Here is a 3,661-nt window from a genome sequence, read left to right as displayed (position 1 = left end):
CTGGGAGTTTTCGATAACTTTGCAAGCCTCGGCTACTTTTATGCTGGGGGCTTTGTGAGTGCCTGCCGTGATGATTGAGCGATACAGATCATCTATAAAGTCAGCAACCTCGGGTGTTGAGCCTGATGTAACCTTTAATATGTTAGTCAACCTATGCAATTTATCGCCCGGGTTGATCCGTTCAGGTGAGTAGCCGGCAAAAAAATCCTGATTAAATGATAGGCCTGAAAGCTTTTGTAAAACAGGCACGCATATATCTTCGGTAACACCCGGGTATACTGTAGATTCATAGATTACCACATCACCGGCTTTTAAAAAGCCGGCAACGGTTTCTGTTGCTTTTAACAGTATACTTAAGTCGGGGCGGTTATGTTGATCGGTAGGAGTGGGGACAGATATAATATAGATATTGCATTTGTCCAGATTGCAACTTTCGGCGGAACAGTGCAAACCCCTTGCTCCGCTTGTTTGCGTCAACACGGCAGTTAAGCTCGCGCTATCTACTTCCAACGTGGTGTCATTACCATTATTAATATCGCTTACCCTGCTTTGTTTGATGTCATACCCTTCAACGGGATATTTTGTGGCAAACTCTACGGCGAGCGGTAACCCTACATAACCTAAGCCTATAACGGCTATTTTTATACTTGATGGCTTAGTAAACATTTTTATAAATACACCTTAACAAGGGTTAACAAATATATCCTAATTTGTTTTAAGTAATTGAAAGTAATCGGCGGCAAGGTGATTATTTTGAGCTATCCATTATATATCTGATAGACGCCTTTTACCTGTCGCTCTACTGCCGAGCCAACTAATACAGTGGTTATCTTTTTTTCGATCATCAATTGCTCAGCCCCGTTGATGTATTCGTCTTCATCAATAATGATTGGTTTGCTGTTCATCATGGTTGCAATACTTAAAGTAGCGGTATCAGGGTTTTTTACCAACGCACGCCGCAAATCGCCATCTGTTATTAAGCCTTCAATTTTTGACGAACCGCCAATAATCACTAACCCTAAGCGCCCTTCAGACATTTTTAACACCAACTCGGTAAACGTAGCGCCAGAACTGATAAATGGCAAACTATCGATACGCATAACATCTTTTACTTTTACAAGTAATTTTCGACCGAGGCTACCCCCGGGGTGATACCGGGCAAAATCATCAGGTTGGAAATCCCGGCATTCCATGAGGGCGACAGCCAATGCATCGCCCATTACCAACGTGGCCGTAGTTGATGAAGTGGGTGCCAATTTTAGCGGGCAAGCTTCATGCTGTATACAGACGTTTAAATGATAGTCGCTATTACGAGCGATAGTACTCTCAGGATTACCGGTGATGGCGATCAGGATGTTTTTATTATGCTTTAGATAAGGTATCAGTTTCAGCACTTCGTCGGTCTCGCCGGAATACGAGATCAGGATAACGATGTCATCAGTACCCACCATACCCAAATCGCCATGAAAGGCTTCGCCCGGATGTAAAAAAAAGCTGGCAGTACCTGTACTGGCCAAAGTGGCTGCTATCTTTTTACCGATAAGGCCAGACTTGCCGATACCTGTTACAATTACTTTTCCTTTGGCATTTAATATAGCTTTAACAACAAGGTCGAACTGCCCGTCGATTGATGCTGCTACTTGTTGCAGCGATTCAATTTCGATATCAAAAACCCGCTTGGCTGTATTTTTTATTTCAGCTACATTCATAACAACGGCGCTATGGTTTTTTCCAAATCGGTTAGTTTTACCATATTGGGGCCGTCGCTCAAGGCGTTGTCAGGGTCGGGATGTGTTTCCATAAAATAACCGTCGGCACCAAATGCCTTTGCAGCAAGCGCCATCATAGGCACGAAAGTGCGGTCGCCGCCAGTTTTACCCCCAGCCCCACCCGGGCGTTGAACCGAGTGTGTGCAATCCATACATACGGGGTGCCCATGCTTTTTCATATCATAAATATTCCTGAAATCGACAGCAAGATTGTTATAGCCGAACGAATTACCGCGCTCGGTCAATATTACCTGCTTATTGCCCGCTTCAATCACTTTTTGCGCAGGGTAGAACATATCTTGTCCTGATAAGAACTGCGCCTTTTTAACATTGACAATTTTACCTGTTTTTGCAGCTGCAACCAACAAGTCGGTTTGGCGGCATAAAAAGGCGGGGATCTGCAAAATATCAACCACTTGTGCCGCGATAGCTGCCTGATATGGCTCGTGAATGTCGGTAGTAACCGGCAGATCAAATTTCTCTTTTACGTTCTTAAGCATTTCCATGCCTTTTTCAATTCCCGGGCCACGGTACGAATGTATCGAGGTGCGGTTAGCTTTATCAAACGATGATTTAAAAATTACTGGCACTTTAAACTTTTGACCGATATATGCTACATGCTCGGCAACCCGGTATAAAAGCTCCTGGTCTTCCATTACGCATGGACCTAAAATGAAAAATGTACTACTTTTTATTTTATCGAATAACATAGACCTACTTAAATGAGCTACAAAGATGGAAATTATTGTGAGAATGTACCCGGTTTATAGCGGACACACACCTATTTTTATATTCCACAAACGCACCGCAAAGCCATATTTTATTTCCCCATATAAAAACACAGCCATATTATAGCCCTTTTAAAAACAAAACTACAATATTAGTTATGTTATTAACATGCTCATTTTCATCTTTATGTGGAAAAAAAGAGTTAAATATTTGTTAAAAAATTAGTCTGCTAATTCTATAGAGTATATATTTGTACAATTGTTAGTTTATCAGTTATAAACCAATCGTTCTTTATGATAAATAATGAGGTCAGTTAATGTTTAAAAAAGAGGGGGCTTCGCGGCGCTCTCTTTTTTTTGACTTGTTTTAACAAACATTAACATTAAAATGTAATACGCGGCATACGTTTTGTTAACTGCAATTGATAAACTTGCATTTGATTGTTCAACATTACAATGAAACGTAGTCTTCTTTTTTTCGTTACATTTTTGTTTAGCTGCACAGCAGCTTATGCGCAACTGCCCCTCACTGGCAAGGTTTATGAGTTAGATACACATGTGGTATTGCCATCGGTTAAGGTGCAGAATACGCGAACAAAAGACAATACATTGACCAATAGTGCAGGGCTCTTTACCATTCAGGCCAAGGTAGGCGATATATTGGTGCTTACAGATTTTGCCTATCAACCTGATACTCTGGTTGTAACCAATTCCCGATTGATCGAGATTTATCTTACCCCGCAAAGCCGCGCCCTTAAAGAAGTTACTATACAAAATACAAGCACAAAATTGGGTAATCTTAAAGACCCCAACCTGAAAAATCAGGCTTTAAGGTATCAAACCGACGCTAACGGGAACCCCATAGGGGGTATTGCCATCAGGTTTGGTTACGGGAAAAGTGCCCAGGACAAGAAAAATGCTCAGGTTGCATACGAAGAAAATGCTACGCAACAAATAGACAAAGCATTTAGTCCTGAAAATGTAAGCAAATATGTGCCGCTCAAAGGGAATGATCTGAAGCAATTTATAGGGCTTTATCGCCCAATGATAAGCGATTTTAAGGCTCCCGGGTTCGATTTGACCTTATACCTGAACGACTGCTATGAGAAGTTCATGCTGCTACCACCTGATCAGCGCAAAATACAATCGCTGAAACCCGATACG

General features: G+C 41.7%; 3 protein-coding genes and 1 pseudogene. 1 reads left to right on the top strand and 3 read right to left on the bottom strand.

Features of this window, described 5'->3' with window-relative positions; genetic code table 11:
- From QZX97_RS07595 to kdsA, 3 genes are all read right to left on the bottom strand, one after another.
- Positions 1 to 666, bottom strand: a 666-nt coding sequence (locus tag QZX97_RS07595) for a nucleotide sugar dehydrogenase (protein WP_295655693.1), incomplete at its 3' end; no start/stop codon positions are given.
- Positions 667 to 758: 92 nt separating this feature from the next.
- A complete protein-coding gene (locus QZX97_RS07590; protein WP_295655694.1) occupies positions 759 to 1,709 on the bottom strand; it encodes a KpsF/GutQ family sugar-phosphate isomerase in 951 nt (316 codons plus the stop codon).
- A complete protein-coding gene (kdsA, locus tag QZX97_RS07585; RefSeq protein ID WP_295664545.1) occupies positions 1,706 to 2,479 on the bottom strand; it encodes a 3-deoxy-8-phosphooctulonate synthase in 774 nt (257 codons plus the stop codon). The genes QZX97_RS07590 and kdsA overlap by 4 nt, the downstream gene beginning before the upstream one ends.
- Before the next feature lie 474 nt (positions 2,480 to 2,953).
- On the opposite strand from kdsA, the pseudogene QZX97_RS07580 reads away from it, so the two are divergent.
- Positions 2,954 to 3,661 (top strand): annotated as a pseudogene (locus QZX97_RS07580) (hypothetical protein); the annotation flags it as partial.

Origin of the sequence: uncultured Mucilaginibacter sp. (genome assembly GCF_903893715.1) — a bacterium.
In the GTDB taxonomy this organism is placed as follows: Bacteria; Bacteroidota; Bacteroidia; order Sphingobacteriales; family Sphingobacteriaceae; genus Mucilaginibacter.
This window is presented reverse-complemented; position numbering and strand designations above follow the sequence as displayed.

Excerpts from the sequence above, each read along its gene's own strand:
- QZX97_RS07590 (WP_295655694.1), bottom strand. The coding sequence starts at position 1,709 with ATGAATGTAGCTGAAATAAAAAATACAGCCAAGCGGGTTTTTGATATC.
- kdsA (WP_295664545.1), bottom strand. The coding sequence starts at position 2,479 with ATGTTATTCGATAAAATAAAAAGTAGTACATTTTTCATTTTAGGTCCA.